The sequence below is a fragment of the Achromobacter sp. Marseille-Q0513 genome (genome assembly GCF_018195695.1).
GTDB lineage: Bacteria > Pseudomonadota > Gammaproteobacteria > Burkholderiales > Burkholderiaceae_B > Achromobacter.
The window spans coordinates 1-18982 of record NZ_JAGTJY010000116.1; the positions used below are offsets into that span (position 1 = coordinate 1).

Consider the following 18982-nt stretch of genomic DNA (forward strand, 5'->3'; position numbering starts at 1 on the left):
GACGAGCCGCCGGCTGCTGGCCGGGCGCGGGCGCCAGCGGCTGGGCGGGGATCTGGGGCGCGGGCGCCAGGTTGCCGCCTTCCGGGCCGGACAGGGCCGCGCTCTCGGCGCTCAGAGCGTTGGGATTGGTATTGGCCGACGGCGTGGGCAGCCAGCCCATCACGGCCGCCACGCCCACCGTACACATGACGATCACGGCGACGGCGGCGGCGGCGACCAGGGGATGCAGGCCACGGCGCGCAACGCCGGTCTGGAGGGGAGTATTCATCACAGGTCTCCGAAATTACTAACCGGCTGTGGTATAGCACCCTGGCGCCGTATCGGCGTATTGCGATGGTGACGCTTCATTGCAGAACGGACCCGCTGGACAGGGTCCGCCATTGATGGACAATAGGGGCATGGATTCCGTCACCTTGCCCCAGCTCGAACAGGCCATCAACTATTGGCGCAATCTCACGCCGTCCGCCGGCGAGGACCACCGGCTCTGCCCGGAGGCGTCGGCGCTGGCCACGCCCTATGCGCTGATGATCATGTCCCATCGCCGCGAGCTCCCCACCGTGGAACTCGACGAGCGCGCCCGCGCGGCGCTGGAGACCTGGGCAGCCGCCCTGAAGTGAACGTGAATGGCCCAGGCCGCCGCCGCGCGCGGCGATCGGATGGCAGCCCCCGGGGCCGCCGTCGCCCGGCTCTGGCCTGATCAGCCCTTGAGCAGCGCCTGGATGTCGTGCACCAGGGCGTCCACCCCGATGTTGTTGTTGGCCAGCACGCGCGATTCGCCCTTGCCGTCCAGCAGGTAGAACGCGGCCGTGTGGTCCATGGAATAGCCGCCGTCCTTGGTGGGCGCCTTGGCGTAGTAGGCCTTGAACGAGGCCGCCGCCTTCTTCACCTGGTCCGGCGTGCCGGTCAGGCCCAGGAAGCGCGGGTCGAACGCGGTCACGTATTGTTTGAGAATATCTGGCGTGTCGCGCTCCGGATCCACCGTGATCAGCAGCACCTGCACACGGTCGGCGTCGGCGCCCAGCTTCTTCATGGCCTCGGCCAGCTCGGCCAGCGAGGTCGGGCAGACATCAGGGCATTGCGTGAAGCCGAAGAACGCCACCACCACCTTGCCCGAAAAATCCGACAGCTTGCGGGTCTTGCCGTTGTAATCCACCAGTTCCATGCCCTGGCCGAGTTTGGTGCCGCTGATGTCGCTGCCCTTGAACTGGGGCGCGCTTTCACCGCAGGCGGCCAGCGCGGCGGCGAATGCGGCGGCCGCGCCCAGGCGCAGGGCCAGGCGGCGGGTGGAGGAAAACACGGACATGGACAACCTCCGGCAACGGTCAGCGCAACAGGCCGACCCAGTGATCCACCAGCAGCGCGCCGAACAGCAGCGCCAGGTACAGGATCGAGAAACGGAACATGCTGCGCGCCAGTTCGTCGCTGTATTCGCGATACAGGCGCCATGCATAGGACAGGAACATGCCGCCCAGCACCAGCGCGGCGGTCAGGTAGAGCACGCCGCTCATCAGGATGATGTAGGGCAGCAGCGTGGTGGCCAGCAGCGCCACGCTGTAGAGCAGGATGTGCAGGCGCGTGAACTGCTGGCCGTGCGTGACCGGCAGCATGGGCAGGCCGGCCTTGGCGTAGTCGTGGTTGCGGTACAGCGCCAGGGCCCAGAAATGCGGTGGCGTCCAGATGAAGATGATCAGCACCAGCACCCAGGCCTCGGCCGGCACGGAATCCGCCACGGCGGCCCAGCCCAGCGCGGGCGGCATCGCGCCCGACAGGCCGCCGATGACGATGTTCTGCGGCGTGCGCGGCTTGAGGATGACGGTATAGATGACGGCGTAGCCGACGAAGGTGGCGAAGGTCAGCCACATGGTGAGCGGGTTGACCATGTGGTACAGCACGAACATGCCGGCGCCGCCCAACAGGCCCGACAGGCTCAGCACCTGGTAGGCGGAGATGGTGCCGCGCGCGGTCGCGCGCCTCGCGGTGCGCAGCATGCGGGCGTCGACCTCCTGCTCGATCAGGCAGTTGATGGCGAAGGCGGCGGCGGCCAGCAGCCAGATGCCCAGCGTGCCGAACAGCACGCGCTGCATGTCCGGAATGCCGGGCGCGGCCAGGAACATGCCGATGACGGCGCAGAACACCGCAAGCTGCGTGACGCGCGGCTTGGTGAGCACGAGATACTGGCGGAGCAATCCGGATTGGGGAGCGGCAAGACTGGTCATGATGGCCCCTATTTTAAACGCGCGCCGAATTGGGGCCGTAGCCCCCCCGCGGGCGCCCGTCCGGCAGTGGACAGACGCACCATCAATACCACCGCCGCCAGCGTCAGGCCGGCCGCCCCGCCATTGTGCAGCACCGCGATCAAAAGCGGCCACTGGAAGAAGATGGTGGTCAGCCCGGTCAGCAGTTGCGCGCCCAGCAGCGCCAGCATCAGCGTGGCCGGTCCGCGCAGTCCGGCCTCGGCGCGCAGGCGCCAGGCCAGCACGCCCAGGTAGGCGAACACCACGAAGGCGAAATTGCGATGCACCCAGTGGATCGCGGTGAGCGCCGGCTGCGAGATCATTTCACCGGACGGCAGCTCGCCCAGCCCCCGGATCACCGAATAGCCGCCGTGGAAATCCATCTCGGGCACCCACTGGCCATGGCACATGGGAAAGTCCATGCAGGCCAGCGCCGCGTAATTGGTGCTGACCCAGCCGCCCAGCGTGACCTGCACCAGCAGCAGCGCGAAGCCGCCCGCGACCCAGGGCTTCCAGCGCGCGGCAGCGGCGGACAGGGCCAGGTGCGGACGCTCGCGCGCCGACAGCCAGGTCATCAGCGCCAGCACCGACAGGCCGAACACCAGATGCGCCGTGACCACGGCGGGCATCAGCTTGTGGGTCACGGTCCAGGCGCCGAAGGCGCCCTGCACGCAGACTGCCACCAGCGTGACGATGGCCAGCGCGGGCGAACGGCCCAGCTGGCGACGGTAGCGCCAGGCCATGACCACGATGGCGATGATCAGCATGCCCAGGATGGCGCCGACGTAGCGGTGGATCATCTCGATCCAGGCCTTGGACAGCGTGACCGGCCCGAAAGGCATGGCCTGCGTGGCCTCGTGGATGTCGCCCATCGCGCCCAGCGGCGTGGCCTTGCCATAGCAGCCCGGCCAGTCCGGACAACCCAGCCCGGAATCGGTCAGGCGCACGAAGGCGCCGAACATGATCAGGTCCAGCGTCAGGAACCAGGTGAAGAAAACCAGCTTGCGGTAGCGAGCCTTGATGCGATCCATATCCATGTAGAAAAATCCGGTCAGCCGACCCGCGAGTTGTAGACCAGCTTGCTGACGTCCTTGCGCACCTTCACGCCGTCGGCGTCGGCAGGGTACTGCATCATCAGGTTGCCCAGCGGATCGATGATCCAGATGGGCGCGGCCAGCGCAGGCGCGGCCTGTTGCTGCTGGCCCGCCAGCAGGAAGCGGGCGAGCTGGCCGGGGTCGGCGCGCAACATGATAGTGCCCTTGTAGGCCTCCAGCACCTTGTCCGGCACCGGCGCGTCGTCGGTGATGAACCAGACGCGGGCCAGCCGGTCCACGTTCTTGCCCTGGCTGGCGTGGCTGTTGCGCGCGATGTAGAGCTTGCGGGCGCAGCTTTCCGGGCAGGCCGCGCCATCGGCGGCCACCAGCAGCCATTTGCCCTTCAGGGTCTGCAGGTCGAAGGGCTGGCCGTCCAGCGTGGTCAGCTTCAATTCACCGGCGGCGGGCATGGGACGCTGCGGCGTCACCAGCGTGCCGTAGTTGCTGGCCTCGTCCGGCCACCATTGCGGGTTGTAGTAGACGACGAAGGCCGCCACGATGGGCGCCAGCGTGCACAGGAACACCAGCACCAGCGGCAGCCTGGAGCGCTTGCGGGCGGCGGGGACGGAGGTAGCGGAAGTTTCGCGGGCCACTATGTATCCTGTTATGCGGTTGCGCGGTGCGCCGGGGACCTTGCTGCGGGCTTGCGGTGTTGCGGGAATTCAAGACGTCGATGCTGCGGGCTTGCGGTATCCGCGCGGCGGCTCAGCCCCCGGGGCCGGCCTGCTCGCGCTGGCGCTGGCGCATGCGCTTGAGCGCGCCCGCCATCACCACCAGCCAGGCGATCGCCGCGAACAGCGCGAAGGAAAACCATTGCACGGCGTAGAAGGTGTTTTTCTGGAAATCCACCGAAGGCTGCGGCCAGTCGTGCACCAGGCCGTCGTCGTCGCGGCCGTCGCCGAACTGGCTCAGCACCGTGGGCAGCAGCTTGAGTCCGGTGGCCTGCGCGTAGGCGTCCAGCTCCAGGTTCTGCACCTGCGGCACGACGCCGCCCGGCGCCGGCAGCGCCGCCGGCAGGCCGGACTTCGCGTCGCCGCCCAGCGACCACAGCTCGAACAGGCGCGGCACGCGCGCGGACAGCTCGCCGTGCACGGCCTGCTCGCCCGGCGGCGTCGCCGGCACCTCGGGCTGGCCCTGCATCACGCGCGGGATCCAGCCGCGCAGCACCAGCAGGGCCTGGCGCGTGCCGCCGTCCAGCAGCAAGGGCGTGGCCAGCCAGTAGCCGGGCTTGCCGTCCAGATTGCGGTTGTCCAGCAGTACACTGAACTGCGGCAGCCACTGGCCGCTGGCCTCGGCCACGCGCCACGGCGCCATCTCGTCCGCCGGCGTCGCGGCGCTCAAGGGCAGCGGGGCCTGCTTGCGGCCGGCCTCGATCGCGGCCAGAATGGCGCGTCGCTCGTCGGCCCGGCGCAGTTGCCACTGCCCCAGCGATACGAGTATGACCACGGAAATGCCCAGCAGCAGCAAGGCGGCTACCGTGTAGCGGGTGGAATGCGGTCGAGCCATGTGTTCGTGATTGAATCTGATTTGTCCGGAGACCCAAATGCGTGTTTTCGTGGTGCTGGCCTTTATCGGCATCCTTGCCAGCCTGGCGTCCGCCCTGGTCTATCTGATGCGGGACAAAGGTACCACCAACCGCACCGTCAATGCGCTCACCGTGCGCATCGGGCTGTCCGTCGCGCTGTTCCTGTTCGTGCTGTTCGCCCATCACATGGGCTGGATCGAAAGCACCGGGATCAGATAGGCGCCGCCGGCGGGAGTTCCCGCCCCGGCCCCGACCCTGAAAACGCAAGGGCCCGGCCAGACTGGCCGGGCCCTTGCCGTTGAAAGCGCGCATCGCCGCGGGCCGCAACCCGCGGCGCGGCGATCACATCCAGTAGACGAACAGGTACAGGCCCAGCCACACCACGTCGACGAAGTGCCAGTACCAGGCGGCGCCCTCGAAGCCGAAGTGATGGTCGGCCGTGAAGTGGCCGCGGATCAGGCGGATCAGGATCACGGTCAGCATGGTGGCGCCCAGCAGCACGTGGAAGCCGTGAAAGCCCGTCAGCATGTAGAACAGCGAGCCGTAGGCGCCCGAGTTGAACTTCAGGTTCAGCTCGGTATAGGCGTGATGGTATTCCGCCGCCTGGCAGGCCACGAAGATGAAGCCCAGCACCACGGTGGCCAGCAGCCAGAAGATGGTCTTGCCGCGATGGTTTTCACGCAGCGCGTGGTGGGCGATGGTCAGCGTCACGCCCGAGCTCAGCAGCAGCGCGGTGTTGATCGTGGGCAGCCAGAACGGGCCGACGGTCTGGAAGTGCTCGACCACGCCGGCCGGGCCGAAGTTGGGCCAGACCGCCTGGAAATCCGGCCACAGCATCAGCTTGTGGTCCAGGTCGCCCAGCCATGGCGTGGTGATCGTGCGCACGTACCACAGCGCGCCGAAGAAGCCGGCGAAGAACATGACCTCCGAGAAGATGAACCAGCTCATCCCCCAGCGGTAGGAATTGTCGATGCGCTTGCTGTTCAGGCCGGCCTCGGACTCGCGGATGGCGTCGCCGAACCAGTAGTACAGGATCACGATCAGGGACAGGAAGCCCGCCAGCACCAGCCACTTGCCCCAGCTGACGGAATTGATCCAGGCGGCGGCGCCCAGGCCCATGAGCAGCAGCGCGCCGGCCGTGCGCACGGGGTGACCCGAATCTGCGGGCACGTAGTAGTAGGGTGCCTCTTTGTGAACCGAGTGGCTTGCACTCATGGTTTTCTCCCTGGTACAGATCAGATGGTTCGAATTGCTTCAGGAATCGTGGCCGTCAGGTCAGGCTCGAGACTGCCCAACGCACGATCAATATCAGTACGCCCACGAATACCGCTCCGGCCAGCAGCCCGGCCACGATCACGTGTACCGGGTTGAGCCTGGCGCTGTCTTCCTGGTAGCCCGCGCCCTTGCGCACGCCGAACAGTCCCCAGCCCACGGCTTTCAGCGTCTGCAGAAAGCTCAGCTTGCGTTGGGAGGCGTCGCGCAGGTCGTCGCTCATGGGACCGCCTAGCGCAGCGCCACGCCCGTGAGCAGCGACGAGCCGCGCAACAGGGTCCACGCGAACACGGCGGCGACGAACACCACCAATATCAGTCCTGCGATCCGGTTGCGACGGCGCTGCTCTGGAGTCATGGCTCTGCTACCTGAAAACGTTGCGGCTTACTTCACTTCGGGCGGGGTTTCGAAGGTGTGGAAGGGGGCCGGCGACGGCACCGTCCATTCCAGGCCTTCGGCGCCTTCCCAGGGGCTGGCGGGCGCGGGCTCGCCGCGGCCGCGATAGCAGCGGATCACCGTCCACAGGAAGATCAGCTGCGACAGGCCGAACCAGAACGCGCCGATGGTGGCGATCTGGTGGAAGGTCGTGAACTGCGCGGCGTAATCAGCATAGCGACGCGGCATGCCGGCTAGGCCCAGGAAGTGCATCGGGAAGAACGTGACGTTGAACGAGATCAGCGTCGACCAGAAGTGCAGCTTGCCCAGCTTTTCGCTGTACATGCGGCCCGACCACTTGGGCAGCCAGTAGTAGGCGCCAGCGAACAGGGCGAACAGCGAACCCGCCACCAGCACGTAGTGGAAGTGCGCCACCACGTAATAGGTATCGTGCACCTGGATGTCGATGGGCGCCACCGACAGGATCAGGCCGGTGAAGCCGCCCATGGTGAACACGAAGATGAAGCCGATCGAGAACAGCATCGGCGTCTCGAAGGTCATCGAGCCGCGCCACATGGTGGCGACCCAGTTGAACACCTTCACGCCGGTCGGGATCGAGATCAGCATGGTGGCGTACATGAAGTACAGCTGGCCCGTCACCGGCATGCCGGTGGTGAACATGTGGTGCGCCCAGACGATGAACGACAGCACGGCGATGGCAGCGGTCGCGTACACCATCGAGGCGTAGCCGAACAGCTTCTTGCGGGCGAAGGCGGGCACGATGGCGGACACGATGCCAAAGCCCGGCAGGATCATGATGTAGACCTCGGGGTGCCCGAAGAACCAGAACACGTGCTGGTACAGCACCGGGTCGCCGCCGGCGGCGGCGTTGAAGAAGCCGGTGCCGAAGTGGCGGTCGGTCAGCACCATGGTGATGGCGGCGGCCAGCACCGGCATCACGGCCAGCAGCAGGAAGGCGGTGATCAGCCAGGTCCAGCAGAACAGCGGCATCTTCATCAGCGTCATGCCGGGCGCGCGCATGTTCAGCACGGTGACGATGATGTTGATCGCGCCCATGATGGAGGACGCGCCCATGATGTGCATGGCGAAGATGGCCAGGTCCATGCCCGGGCCCATCTGCAGCGACAGCGGAGCGTACAGCGTCCAGCCGGCGGCGGTGGCGCCGCCCGGCACGAAGAACGAGGCCGTCAGCATGATGGCGGCCACGGGCAGCAGCCAGAAGCTGAAGTTGTTCATGCGGGCGAACGCCATGTCCGAGGCGCCGATCTGCATGGGGATCATCCAGTTCGCGAAGCCCACGAAGGCCGGCATGATGGCGCCGAACACCATGATGAGGCCGTGCATGGTGGTGAACTGGTTGAACAGTTCAGGCCGGAAGAACTGCAGGCCCGGCTCGAACAGCTCGGTGCGCAGCAGCAGGGCCAGCGTCCCGCCCTCCAGCAACATGAAGAACGAGAAGATGAGGTACATCGTCCCGATGTCTTTGTGGTTCGTGGCGAAAAGCCAGCGCCGCCAGCCCGTCGGCATGGCGTGGTGGTGGTCATCGTGACCGTGGCCCGGGGACACGTGGTCTACAGTGACGCTGCTCATGATGGACTCCTTCCTGCTGAGTGCCGCCCCCGCCAGGCGGGGACGTCAGGGTATCTCGACTAAACGGAAAGCGGTTCTGACCGCGAGGGAAACAGCGACGGCGCGCGCATCAGCGCCCGGCCGTCACGTCCTTCGGTTGAACCGTCGGGTCCTGCCCCTTGCCGGCGTTGCTCCAGGCATGGCGCGTATAGCTGATGACCGCTGCGATTTCGACATCGTTGAGCTGGCCGCCGAACGCCGCCATGGCGGTGCCCGGCTTGCCCTTCAGCACGGTGTTGATCTGGGCCGCCTTGGGGCCCAGCACAACCTTGTCTCCGTCGAGCGCGGGGAAGCTGCCCGGGATGCCCTTGCCGTTGGCCTGGTGACAGGCCACGCAATTGGCGGCGAAAACCTTTTCGCCACGGGCAATCAGTTCGGCTTCCGTCCACTCCTTGTTGGGATCGTCGGCCGAGGCCGCCATCCTCTTTTTCTGGTCTTCAACCCACTTATCGTAGTCCGCCTGCGCCAGGACTTCCACGACGATGGGCATGAAGGCGTGATCCTTGCCGCACAGCTCGGCGCACTGGCCACGGTAGATGCCGGGCTGTTCGGCGCGGAACCAGGCGTCGCGCAGGAAGCCCGGGATGGCGTCCTGCTTGACGCCGAAGTCGGGGATCATCCAGGAGTGGATCACGTCGGCGGCGGTCAGCACGACGCGGACCTTCTTGTCGACGGGCACAACCATGTGGTTGTCCACTTCCATCAGGTAGAACTGGCCCTTGGGCTCGCGGTTCTCGATCTGGGCGCGCGGCGTCGACAGCGTGGAGAGGAACTTGACGCCGGCGGCGGAGCCGTCGAGGTACTCGTAGCCCCACTTCCATTGATAGCCGGTGACCTTGACGGTCAGGTCGGCGCTGGACGTGTCTTTCATGGCGACCACCGTCTTGGTGGCCGGCAGGGCCATCGCAATGACGATGATGAAGGGAATGACGGTCCAGGCGACTTCCACGCCGAGGTGCTCGTGGAAGGTGGCGGCCTTGTGGCCGCGGGATTTGCGGTGCGCCCAGATGGAGTAGAACATCACTCCGAAGACGCCGATGAAGATCACGATACAGATCGTGAGCAGCATCCAGTGCAGCCACATGACATCGCGCGCGATCTGAGTCACGCCTTCGTGCAGGTTCAGCTGATTGACCTTCGGGCCGCCGGGCATGTCTTGCACCTGAGCACCCGCCATGCCGCCAATCAGCATGGCACAAGCCCCCAGTATCCCTCTCCACTTCTTCATGCTTACCTCGAAACACGGCGCAAAGGCCGCTGTCGCCTCGTGGCACGAATGTCACTGCAACAGGACTACGCGCGATTATTAGATGGCAAGGATCGGCAGGGAGAGATGCTGCGGCCCCGCGTTCCCACTCGAATCATAAAGAAACTGGCGGATTATAGCGGACGCGCAAACAGATGTAATTTAATCCCCTTGATTTCGTTGGACCCGCCCCCATGGCCTCGCCGCGAGGCCGCGCGGGCCGGTGGCATAAAATCAGCCGCACCTTCATCCAAGACGGTCCCGAGATGCACAAGCAGTTGCCCGACCTGTATGCCGCGCTGCGCGCCCGCGCGCAGGAACTCCCGCCCGAAGGGGCGCATGCCTTGTATATAGCGGGGCGCCGCTGCGGCTGGGCCACGCACGCCGCAGCCGACGCGCTGCAAGGCGCCGAGCACATCGAAACGGACCACGACAGCGTGCGGATCGGCGAAGGCATGGCCCCCGGCCCCGAGCTGGACGCGGTGCTGGAACGGGCCGCGATACTGTTGCGCGATGCCAACTGCCTGCGCGGCTGGCGCGATGAACTGCTGGACGTGGTCGCCGGCGACGACAAGCTGGGCGTGATGGAGCGCACCGCGCTGCGGCCCTTCGGCCTGCCGACCAAGGCCGTGCACCTGAACGCCTGGACGCCCGATGGCCGGCTATGGGTGGCGCGCCGCGCACTGAGCAAGTCAACGGATCCCGGTATGTGGGACACCCTGGTCGGCGGCCTGGCCGGCAGCGGCGAAGACCTGGAAACCGCGCTGGTGCGCGAGTGCGGCGAGGAAGCCGGCCTGGACGAGCCGGACCTGACCCACCGCACGCCGCTGCGCACCATCCTGCGCATCCACCGCCGCCTGCCCGAGGGCTACCAGGTCGAGGACGTACTGACCAGCACCTGTGTGCTGGCGGCCGACGCCAGCCCCGCCAACCGCGACGGCGAAGTCATGGAAATCCGCGCCATCGAGGTGGCCGAGGCGGTGCGCCTGCTGGCCGAAGGCGAGTTCACGCTGGAAGCGGCCCTGGTCATCGCCGAAGACATCCTGCGCCGCCAGGCGGCCGGGGAAATCCCGGCCTGAGCCGGGACTGACGCCGGGGCCGGCCCTGGCTCAGCGTGATTGCAGGCCGGGTTCGCCCGGCGTCGCGCCGCCCTGTGCGGACCGGTCGGTGGCCTGCCGCGCGTCTTCCGCGCCATCGGCCTGCCGGACCACGACAACCTCGCTTCCGAGCGCGTGCGCGTCCCTGGCTGTCACGTCCTTTGCCTCGCCCTTCGTCGCGGCTTTCGCCGCTTCTTCCTCGCGCCGCTCCTCGCCCGCCGCCTCGGCGGCTTCGGCGGCCGCCGCCGCGCTGGGCGCGGGCGTATGCGCCGCCACGGGCGCCGGCGCCGGCGCGGCCTGCGAGGCCTGCGAGAACTGTTTCCAGACCTCGATCGCGCGCAGGCGCTGCTTGGCCACGACCTGGATGCGCTCGCGCAGGTGTTCATCGCGCGCCAGCAGCGCGTGGAAATCGCGCGAGGACAGCATCAGCAGCTTGCAATAGCCCAGCGAGGTCACGTCGGGCGCGATCTGCTGCTCGCCCAGCAGGCCGAGTTCGCCGAAGAACTCTCCGCTGCCCAGCTCGATCATGGTGTTGTCCGGCAGGTGCACGGCCACGGCGCCCGAAGCCACGAAGCACATTTCCTCGCCATGGCGGCCCTTGGTCAGCACGCGCTGGTCCGGCAGGGCCAGCCTCGGCTTGAGCAGCTTGCTGATGGCGCGCAGCGAATCGGCCGACAAGCCTTCGAACAGGGGCACGCGCTTGATCAGGTCGGCCGCGCTCAGCTCGATGTCCAGCGGCGGGTGGCGGTCGATGTGCGACCAGCGGCTTTGCAATTGCGACATCAGGTCGGCGTACACCTCGCCGCTGATCAGGAATTGCTCCAGCATGTCGCGGTAGCGGATGCGCTCGAGCTCGCGCGCCACGCGGCCCAGGTAGCTTTCCTGCAGCCATTGCGCGTACTGGGGATATTGCAGGTTCAGCGCCTGCATGGCGTTCTCGATCAGGTCCAGCCGGCGCTGGTGCAGCGACACGATGCGCAGCGTGGCCTCTTCGCCCAGCAGCGGCGTGATCTGCTCGCGGGTGAACATGATCAGGCGCTGCGCCACGGACCGCTTGCTCATCAGGTTGGCGAAACGCTGGCCGAGCTCACGCGCCAGCCAGCCCTGGAAACCGAACAGATAGTGCACGCGCAGGGCCAGCCGGAAGCCGGTGGAATAGCGCACGTCGGCCGCGATGGCCTTCTCGAAGCCCTCCACGCCGCCGATGCGGATGGCGTCCTCCAGCCGCTCGGCCCGCGCCAGCAGCGATTCGGCCATGCGCCAGTCCACGATCTGCGCCTTCAGGATGTCGAAGAACATTTCCTCTTCGCGCTGCGCCACGATCGCCAGGCCGACGGCCACGCGCTGCTCGTCGCTCATCTGGCCCACCTGGCCGTCGTGCACGCTGGCCAGGCTGGCGTCGAACACCGCGCGGATGCGGTCGCGCACCTCGCTGCCGATGTGCTCGGTCTTGGCCAGATCGTCGGTCTTGCCCTGCAAGTCTTCCAGCGCCACGGCCAGCGCCTGGTTGCGGATGGTGCGCTCCACGGGCGACAGCTGGTTCAGCCCCAGCATGCGGATCAGCGGGCGCAGGCTGATGCCATTGACGAACAGCGTGATCAGCACGAAGGCCGTGGTGGCCACGGCGATGAACTGGCGCGCCTCTTCGGGCACGCCGGTCTGCTCGGTTACGGCCAGCGCCAGCGCCAGAGACACGGCGCCGCGCAGTCCGCCCCACAGCATCACGACCTTGTAGGGCCGGCTCACCTTGGTGCCCAGGCGCGTCAACCCCAGGAGCGGCAGCAGGCCGAACACCACGATGGCGCGCGCCGCCAGCGTGGCCACGAACAGCACCGCCACCAGCGCCAGCTCCTGCCAGTCGGCCGCGGCCATCAGCTTGGGAATCAGCATGGCCGCGAACAGGAAGATCAGCGAATTGGCCCAGAAGCCGAACTGTTCCCAGGCGCTGGACAGGTATTCGAAGGTGGTCGGCGACATGCGGGTGCGGCCGGTGGACCCCACCACCAGCCCGGCGATCACCGTGGCCACCACGCCGGATACGTTCAGGTAGTGCTCGGAGATGAAGAAAGACAGGTAGGCCAGCGTCAGCGTCAGCGTGATCTCGGCGGTGGGGAAGCCGCGCAGCCAGGCGAACAGGAAACAGGCCAGCCGCCCCATGGCGAAGCCGGCCACGCCGCCGCCGATGAAGTGCACCACGAAATCATTGAACACGCCGCTGGCGCTGAGTTCGCCATGGCCGCCCAGCACCGCCAGCAGCACGGAGTACAGGGCGATGGACGCGGCGTCGTTGAACAGGCTCTCGCCTTCGACCAGCGTGGTCAGGCGCTTGGGCGCGCCCACTTCGCGGAAGATGCCCACCACGGCCACCGGATCGGTGGTGGCGACGATGGCGCCCAGCAACAGGCAGACCACCAGCCCGTAGGACGAGATCGCATCGAGCGTGACGCCCACCACCAGCGTGCACACCACCACGGCCACGATGGCCATCATGAGAATGGGGCCGATGTCGTCCATCAGCCGGCGCACGTTCATGGACAGCGCGGTCTCGAACAGCAGCACCGGCAGGAACACCATCAGGAAGGTCTCGGACGAGATCTCGAAGCGTTCCAGGGAGTCCAGGAAATCGCCGATCCAGCTGGGCGCCCAGCCATGCAGGTGGATGATGATGCCCAGCAGACAGCCGACGATGGCCAGCAGCACCGAATAGGGCAGCTTGAGGCGACCGGCCAGCGGCGGCATGAAGCAGACCAGCGTGAGCAGGCCCGCCAGGCCGAATACGAGAAAACCGACATCCATGTAAAGCCGCGTCCAGATCGTGAGGCGTGTGCGAAGTTTGACAAGAATAGCGGTTTTTCCGAGCTGTTCCGTCAGGCAATTCACGCTTGCTCACGATTGAGCGGTCCGGAGGCAGCGCCATCGCGCGCGCGGGCGCCGGTTTTTGGATAATGTAGAGCCGTGCCAACTACGCAGGAGCGGCCCTTGGTCCGCACTCAGTCCCAAGCGCCGCGCGACGGCGCGCCCGCCTTGCTTGTCCAGCTCACCGACTGCCATCTGTTCGGCGAGGCCGAGACCTCCATGCTCGGCGTGAACACCGACGCCAGCCTGCGCGCGGTGCTCGGCCAGATCGAGGCCGACCACAAGCATCCCGACCTGGTTCTGGCCACGGGCGACCTGTCGCAGGACGGCGAAGTGGCGGCCTACCAGCGCCTGGCCGGCATGCTGCAGGCCAGCCCGGCGCTGGCCGGCGCCCGCATCCGCTGCCTGCCCGGCAACCACGACGCGCCTGACACGCTGCGCCGCGCGCTGCCCGCCTGGAGCGAGCCGGTGACCGATGTGGGCGCGTGGCGCGTCATCTGCCTGGACACCACCGTGCCCGGCTCCAACGGCGGACACCTGCCCGACAGCCAGCTTGACCTGCTGGAAAGCGCGCTGGCCGAGGCGCCGGAACGACCCGCGCTGGTCGCCACGCATCACAACGCCATGCCGATCACGCACTGGCACGACACCATGATGATCGACAACCCGCAACGCCTGTTCCAGCTGCTGGCGCGCTGGCCGCAGGCGCGCGTGCTGCTGTGGGGCCATGTGCATCACGAGTTCGACCGCCGCCGGCACAATCTGCGCATTCTGGCCACGCCATCGACCTGCTTCCAGTTCAGCGTGCGCGACGGCCGGCACGTGGTCGACGGCAAGGCGCCGGGCTACCGATGGATCAAGCTGTACAAGGATGGCTCGCTGGCGACCGGCGTGCGGCGGGTGCAGGAACCGCAAACGGTGAATGCCGCCGAGGTTGCGCGGGTCGCCTGAAGGACGCCGACCGCCGGCCATGACGCACCAGCCTGGTGCGATCCGTGCGCGGCTGCGAATCGCGCGCGCAAAAAAAATCGGGGCACCGGTATATACAGGTGCCCCGCAAGCATCCGTCTCATAGGGGAGGGGAAAGAGGAGAAGCCGAGACGGATGACAAGACTGCTAACCGGAGTTCGCGGTCTACATGAAGTTAGGCGCGGCCCACCCGATTAAGTTTCGGCAATCTGGTGAAATTCCTTAGCGAAGTTGTATCAATTTATTGATGCAACGATGACCATAGATCCTGAACGCAGGCCCGCGACGAATCGCTATCGGCCTGCAGCAAAAGCAAAGGGCCGCTTGCGCGGCCCCGGGCTTGTCTGGCATTGCGGCTTCAGGCAGCCAGCGTGCCGCGCATCTTCTTCAGCGCGGCGGCCTCGATCTGGCGGATGCGCTCGGCCGACACGCCGAACTCCTGCGCCAGCTCATGCAGCGTGGCGCCGCCGTCGTCCTGCAGCCAGCGCGCCTCGACGATGCGGCGCGAGCGCGGATCCAGCGCCTCGAGCGCGCCATTCAGACCGGCGCTCTGCATGTGATCGCGCGCGGCGCGTTCCAGCACGCGGGTCGGCTCCTGGCGGCCTTCATCGGACAGATAGGCGATGGGCGCGTAGCTGTCGTCGTCATCGTCCTGGTTCTCGAGCGACATGTCGCGGCCGGACATGCGCACTTCCATTTCGCTGACGTCTTCGCGGCGGACGTTCAGTTCCTGCGCGATGTGGTCGACCTGTTCCGGGTCCAGCGTCTGGCCGTCCGGGCGCATGCTGCGCAGGTTGAAGAACAGCTTGCGCTGCGCCTTGGTGGTGGCGACCTTGACCAGGCGCCAGTTGCGGATGATGTATTCGTGGATCTCGGCCTTGATCCAGTGCACGGCGAAGGACACCAGGCGCACGCCGCGCTCGGGGTCGAAGCGCTTGACGGCCTTCATCAGGCCGACGTTGCCTTCCTGGATCAGGTCGGCATGCGGCAGGCCGTAGCCGAGGTACTGACGCGCCACGGATACCACCAGACGCAGGTGCGACAGCACCAGCTCACGGGCGGCGGACAGGTCTTCCTGGTCGCGCAGGCGGCGGCCCAGCTCGGTTTCGCGCTCGGCCGACAGCACCGGCAGGCGGTTCACGGCCGAAATGTACGCGTCGATCGTGCCCAGCGCGCCCGGATTGGCGATGGCCAACGCCAGGGCGTTGCCGGAAGCGGCCAACGAGGTACTGGGTTGCTTCATAGCGGAGGTCTCCGGAAAGCTCAGGGAAAGCGACATGGATTCGATCTTAGCACTCTGGTTATGGGAGTGCTAATTCGACTATTGCGGCGCGTCAAAGTTTCGCTCCCGATGACGTGGCCCCATTTATTTTCACTGGCGCACGTCGCGGAAGGCCCCGCCCGGCGGCCGCAGCCGGGACAGGCCCGGACTCACCAGCCCAGGCGCTTGAGCCCTTCCTCCGTGGCCTGTCCGTCCGGGCGGGCGAACAGCGCGCCCCGGGGATCCAGGAAGACCTGGTAGCGGGCCCCGTCGAACAGGGGCATGTAGGCGCCGCTGCCGAACTGCACGTCGACGAACGGAAACCAGTTCGGGAAGCTCTTCTTCAGCGAGCCGAGGTCGGGCGCCGGCCAGTCGTCCAACGAATGGACCGAGCGCGTGGCGGCGGCTTCGCGCGCGGCATCGCCATAGCGGCCGGACAGCCGTTCCAACCGATACAACGGCGGCACGCCCGCCATCAGGGCGGGCAGCTTCCAGCGCACCACGCGGGCGTCGATCTGCCACTGGTCGCCATACAGTACATATTGCTTCTCGCCGATGCCCGGCGCGCTGGCGCGCACCTGGAACTGGCCGTCGCCCTGCTGGCGGACTTCGAGGCGCGCGACCGGCGCGTCCGTGGTCAGGCGGAAAAACTGCACCAGCGACAGCGCCAACAGGCCCGACACGCAGCCCAGCGCCACCAGCATCAGCCCGAACAGGCGCCGCACCGGCCGGAACTGGAAGAGGCGGCGGCCGCGCTCATCTTTCGGGCCGCCCCGGCCCAGCAGCATGAACAGGCCCGGCAACAGGACCACGACGGCGCCCAGCAGGATCCAGGCGAAGGGAGCGAAACCGTTGATCAAATCAGGCGTTCCTCATCAGGGCAAGAACGCCGCGGGCCGGGCGCGGCGCCGGCCTGCGGCGGCAGGCCGACCAGTATAGAAGCGGGGTTTCAGGCCGCCGGTTTTCCAAGCTGCTCGACGTGAAACCGGATGTGATCCTCGATGAAGGTCGAGATGAAGTAATAGCCGTGGTCATAGCCCTCGTGACGGCGCAGCGTCAGCGGCTGGCCGGCCTGGGCGCAAGCGGCCTCGAACACCTCGGGATACAACTGTTCAGCCAGGAACTGGTCGGCCTGGCCCTGGTCGACCAGGATGCCGCCAGGGAAGGGCTGGCGCAGCCGCGCCATCAGCGCCGACGCGTCATAGGCGGCCCAAGCCTGGACGTCGTCGCCCAGGTAGGCGCCGAACGCCTTCTTGCCCCAGGGGCAGCGGCTGGGGGCAGCGATCGGCGCGAAAGCCGAGACCGACCGGTACTTGCCCGGGTTGCGCAGGGCCAGCACCAGCGCGCCATGGCCGCCCATGGAATGACCGAAGATGCCGGCGCGCGCGGCGTCGCCAGGCAGCTCGCCACCCGTGGCGATGGCGTGCAGCTCGCGGGTGACGTAGCTGTCCATGCGGTAGTGGCGGCTCCAGGCGGGCGCGGTGGCGTCCAGATAGAAGCCCGCGCCGGTGCCCAGGTCCCAGCTTTCGTCCTCGCCCGGCACGTTGGCGCCGCGCGGACTGGTGTCCGGCGCCACCAGCATCACGCCCAGTTCGGCGGCGACGCGCTGCGCGCCGGCCTTGATCATGAAGGTTTCCTCGGTGCAGGTCAGCCCGGCCAGGTAGAACAGCACCGGCACCGGGCCTTGTTCGGCCTGCGGCGGCACGAAGACGGAAAAACGCATCGGCAGGCCGATTTCCGCCGAGTCGTGGCGGTAATAGCGCTGCGAGCCGCCGAAGCAGCGATGCTGGGAAATGAGTTCCAAGGCCGCGGCCATGCGGGAGTCCTCCGGATTCGGGTTGAAAGATGCGCCCTGACTTGCGGGCCGGGGAAGGGTGGCGGACGGGCCGGATCGCTGCGTGGACGTCCTTTGGGATGAGGGTATATCCACGGTACGACGTTCCGTCGCCAAATGTTAACCTGCGCCTCACGGACGACCGGCATCTGGTTTGTCCCCATGCAGCGCCCGTCTACGCGGGCTTGCCGCCCGGAACGGGCGACGCGGCTGGGTACGAGCCATTGAAAAAAAATCCGGCTTCCGTGCCCAGTTTGTGATCAGGGGGCTTGACCGGCGGCCACCGTGGCACTATTTATATACGTGAGAGAAGACATCCCGTTCTTCCGGATGCGCAAGCGCTGACACTATGGCACGTCTGCCCCGCCTGTACGCCCCCGGGCTGCCCCAATTGGTGCAAGCCAATTTCATTCAGCCCCTGGCGGCGCCGTCGCAACCCGCGCCGGCCGATATCCTCAATCAACTGGCCACCTGGCTGGGCGAGTCCGCCCAACGCCACCGGGTGTCGGTGCACGCCTGGCTGCTCGCCAACGACCGCATCCTGCTGCTGGCCACGCCCGCCGACGAGGAAGGCCTGCCGCGCCTGATGCAGACGCTGGGCCGCAACCTCGCGGCGCGCCTGCGCGGCGGCCGCGTCTTCGCGGGCCGCTACCGCTCCGCGCTGCTCGAGCCCGGCGCCTGGGTCCTGCCCTCGCAAGTCTGGCTGGAAACCTATCCGGTGCGCAGCGGCGCGTCGCAGGATCCCGATTCCTGGCCCTGGTCCTCGGCCAGCAGCCATACCGGCAACACCAGCGCGCCGCCCGCGCAATGGCAGTCGGACCACGCCGATTACTGGGCCTGCGGCAATACGCCGTTCGACCGCCAGGCCAACTACCGCAAGCGCCTGCAGGACGGCCTGTCGCGCGAGGAATCCCAGCGCATCGATCAGGCGGTATCCGGCCAGTGGGCGCTGGGCGGCCCCAGCTTCATCGCCAGCCTGGCCCACACCGCCAGCCGCCGGGTCGCGCCCGGACAGCGCGGACGTCCGCGCAAGAAACCGGCCACGCCCGCGACAGCCGGGGACGCTTCCGAAGCGACGCCCACGCCTGTGACGCCGGTTTCCGGATCCTCACACTAATCCATCCCCATTATTGACGCGCCGCCGGCCATGCCGCGCGGCGCGTTTGCTTTTCGGCGCCCACTCCACATCCGGCCCCTCGGATCGCGGGCCGGCGGCAGGCCGCCGTGGCCGCCCCTCAGCGAAGAAGCCTGCTCGATCTGATGGATTATTGCCACGGATTCCACGGGAATCAGTGCCGAGAACGCCCTTTTTAATAGGGACATATAGATGATATTTGCACACTTGCAGTGCAAAGCCGATATCCGCCTTTTTCACCCCTCCCCGGAAAGCCTTTATTCATGCGGGTCTAAATATGTCCCTATATATTTAATTCGATGAAACAATTAAATTAATTTAGGGACGCACCCTCAATATTTTTATTGCACCCTACCACCGCCAGGGGTATTGTCCTTCTCCTGCACTGCAACATTACGACGCAGGCCCACTGCGGAGCGCGCCATGCCCAAAGA

19 protein-coding genes and 1 pseudogene are annotated in these 18982 nt (G+C 66.9%); 5 read left to right on the forward strand and 15 right to left on the reverse strand.

Annotated features, from left to right (window positions below):
- A pseudogene (locus KDH83_RS20590) lies at positions 1–268 on the reverse strand (hypothetical protein); the annotation flags it as partial.
- Between the two features lie 130 nt (positions 269–398).
- Here KDH83_RS20590 and KDH83_RS20595 point away from each other — a divergent pair.
- Entirely contained in the window at positions 399–617 is a 219-nt protein-coding gene (locus tag KDH83_RS20595; RefSeq protein WP_212319316.1) for a DUF3717 domain-containing protein, read from the forward strand.
- Between the two features lie 80 nt (positions 618–697).
- Here the strand turns inward: KDH83_RS20595 and KDH83_RS20600 are convergent, their stop codons facing one another.
- The 5 genes from KDH83_RS20600 to KDH83_RS20620 form a co-directional block, all read right to left on the reverse strand.
- Positions 698–1303, reverse strand: coding sequence for an SCO family protein (locus tag KDH83_RS20600; RefSeq protein ID WP_212319318.1), 606 nt, complete (start codon positions 1301–1303; stop codon positions 698–700).
- 19 nt (positions 1304–1322) lie between these two features.
- Complete coding sequence (gene cyoE, locus KDH83_RS20605) at positions 1323–2216, reverse strand: heme o synthase (protein ID WP_103272016.1); 894 nt, start codon at positions 2214–2216, stop codon at positions 1323–1325.
- Between the two features lie 8 nt (positions 2217–2224).
- Entirely contained in the window at positions 2225–3265 is a 1041-nt protein-coding gene (locus KDH83_RS20610) for a COX15/CtaA family protein (protein ID WP_212319338.1), read from the reverse strand.
- A 20-nt stretch (positions 3266–3285) separates the two neighbouring features.
- Positions 3286–3921 carry a hypothetical protein gene (locus KDH83_RS20615; protein WP_212319320.1) on the reverse strand — a complete coding sequence of 212 codons (636 nt, stop codon included), beginning with the start codon at positions 3919–3921 and terminating at the stop codon, positions 3286–3288.
- 112 nt (positions 3922–4033) lie between these two features.
- Positions 4034–4834 carry an SURF1 family protein gene (locus KDH83_RS20620; RefSeq protein WP_212319322.1) on the reverse strand — a complete coding sequence of 267 codons (801 nt, stop codon included), beginning with the start codon at positions 4832–4834 and terminating at the stop codon, positions 4034–4036.
- Positions 4835–4871: 37 nt separating this feature from the next.
- Between KDH83_RS20620 and KDH83_RS20625 the strand changes: the two genes are divergently transcribed.
- Positions 4872–5072: a twin transmembrane helix small protein gene (locus KDH83_RS20625; protein ID WP_103272014.1), complete on the forward strand. Its 201-nt coding sequence runs from the start codon at positions 4872–4874 to the stop codon at positions 5070–5072.
- Positions 5073–5195: 123 nt separating this feature from the next.
- Here KDH83_RS20625 and KDH83_RS20630 read toward each other — a convergent pair whose 3' ends face one another.
- From KDH83_RS20630 to coxB, 5 genes are all read right to left on the reverse strand, one after another.
- Positions 5196–6068: a cytochrome c oxidase subunit 3 gene (locus KDH83_RS20630; RefSeq protein WP_212319324.1), complete on the reverse strand. Its 873-nt coding sequence runs from the start codon at positions 6066–6068 to the stop codon at positions 5196–5198.
- Positions 6069–6123: 55 nt separating this feature from the next.
- Positions 6124–6348, reverse strand: a complete 225-nt coding sequence (locus KDH83_RS20635) for a DUF2970 domain-containing protein (RefSeq protein ID WP_103272012.1) — start codon at positions 6346–6348, stop codon at positions 6124–6126.
- Between the two features lie 8 nt (positions 6349–6356).
- Positions 6357–6482 (reverse strand): cytochrome oxidase small assembly protein, encoded by a 126-nt coding sequence (locus KDH83_RS20640; protein ID WP_212319326.1) that lies wholly within the window; start codon positions 6480–6482, stop codon positions 6357–6359.
- Between the two features lie 27 nt (positions 6483–6509).
- Positions 6510–8111 carry a cytochrome c oxidase subunit I gene (gene ctaD / locus KDH83_RS20645; RefSeq protein WP_103272011.1) on the reverse strand — a complete coding sequence of 534 codons (1602 nt, stop codon included), beginning with the start codon at positions 8109–8111 and terminating at the stop codon, positions 6510–6512.
- Between the two features lie 109 nt (positions 8112–8220).
- The gene (gene coxB, locus KDH83_RS20650; protein ID WP_212319328.1) at positions 8221–9378 is read right to left on the reverse strand and encodes a cytochrome c oxidase subunit II; all 1158 of its coding nucleotides are present in this window, start codon (positions 9376–9378) and stop codon (positions 8221–8223) included.
- A 284-nt stretch (positions 9379–9662) separates the two neighbouring features.
- Between coxB and KDH83_RS20655 the strand changes: the two genes are divergently transcribed.
- On the forward strand, positions 9663–10475 hold the full coding sequence (locus KDH83_RS20655; RefSeq protein WP_212319330.1) for an NUDIX domain-containing protein: 813 nt from the start codon (positions 9663–9665) through the stop codon (positions 10473–10475).
- A gap of 30 nt (positions 10476–10505) precedes the next feature.
- Here the strand turns inward: KDH83_RS20655 and KDH83_RS20660 are convergent, their stop codons facing one another.
- Positions 10506–13289 (reverse strand): cation:proton antiporter, encoded by a 2784-nt coding sequence (locus tag KDH83_RS20660; protein WP_249205240.1) that lies wholly within the window; start codon positions 13287–13289, stop codon positions 10506–10508.
- A 183-nt stretch (positions 13290–13472) separates the two neighbouring features.
- Between KDH83_RS20660 and KDH83_RS20665 the strand changes: the two genes are divergently transcribed.
- A complete protein-coding gene (locus KDH83_RS20665) occupies positions 13473–14300 on the forward strand; it encodes a phosphodiesterase (protein WP_283093837.1) in 828 nt (275 codons plus the stop codon).
- A gap of 376 nt (positions 14301–14676) precedes the next feature.
- Here the strand turns inward: KDH83_RS20665 and rpoH are convergent, their stop codons facing one another.
- The 3 genes from rpoH to fghA form a co-directional block, all read right to left on the reverse strand.
- Positions 14677–15597, reverse strand: a complete 921-nt coding sequence (rpoH, locus tag KDH83_RS20670) for an RNA polymerase sigma factor RpoH (protein ID WP_212319332.1) — start codon at positions 15595–15597, stop codon at positions 14677–14679.
- 152 nt (positions 15598–15749) lie between these two features.
- Positions 15750–16439, reverse strand: coding sequence for a hypothetical protein (locus KDH83_RS20675; protein WP_103272008.1), 690 nt, complete (start codon positions 16437–16439; stop codon positions 15750–15752).
- A gap of 89 nt (positions 16440–16528) precedes the next feature.
- The gene (fghA, locus tag KDH83_RS20680) at positions 16529–17395 is read right to left on the reverse strand and encodes an S-formylglutathione hydrolase (RefSeq protein ID WP_212319334.1); all 867 of its coding nucleotides are present in this window, start codon (positions 17393–17395) and stop codon (positions 16529–16531) included.
- 367 nt (positions 17396–17762) lie between these two features.
- Here fghA and KDH83_RS20685 point away from each other — a divergent pair, with 367 nt between their 5' ends.
- Positions 17763–18530 (forward strand): hypothetical protein, encoded by a 768-nt coding sequence (locus tag KDH83_RS20685; RefSeq protein WP_212319336.1) that lies wholly within the window; start codon positions 17763–17765, stop codon positions 18528–18530.
- Positions 18531–18982 lie beyond the last annotated feature (452 nt).